Raw genomic sequence first — 612 nt, forward strand, 5'->3', positions numbered from 1 at the left:
TTAGTAGCATTGTTACAAGGGCTTCTAGGTGGTTTAAATGCGTATGTTATGTATACCTCACCTGAGATGCTTAAAATGAAAAAAGAATTAGGTGAAATGGCTGGACAAAGTTCACTTACATCAGAAGTTATTTCTGGAATTGGAACAAGCTTTGCTAGTGCGATGGTTGGAACACTATTCATAGCAGTTATTTATAAAATGTTTATGATGTTCTTTGGTAATGATACGCCTTATAAAACCTTATTGAATATTGTAGCTTATACAAACATTGTCCTTATTATTGGTGGACTTATTAATTCTATTTTAAGTATAATCTTTGGTAGTGGAATGAGCCAATATACGAGTTTAGGGTTATTATTTACGAAAGGTACATTTGCATATGGAATTGGTAATACAATTGAACTATTCTATGTATGGAATTTACTCTTAATTTGGCTCGGATTACACATTACAGCTGGATTAAGCAAAGTGAAAGCATCGATTCCAATTATTATTCTATTCATTATTAAAGCGGTATTCTTTGCGGCAATTATTGTATTAATAGCGAAGTTTTTACCAGGTATGTTAATGTAAATAAATTAAGTTCATTATTACTAAGTTTAGTAGAAGATT

General features: G+C 30.7%; 1 protein-coding gene. It reads left to right on the forward strand.

The window, feature by feature from the left end; genetic code table 11:
* Window positions 1-573, forward strand: a 573-nt coding sequence (yknW, locus tag B5P42_RS31355; protein WP_113736070.1) for a YknW family membrane protein, incomplete at its 5' end; no start/stop codon positions are given.
* Between the last annotated feature and the right edge of the window lie 39 nt (window positions 574-612).

It is taken from the genome of Bacillus sp. SRB_331 (assembly GCF_003264175.1).
In the GTDB taxonomy this organism is placed as follows: Bacteria; Bacillota; Bacilli; order Bacillales; family Bacillaceae_G; genus Bacillus_A; species Bacillus_A mycoides.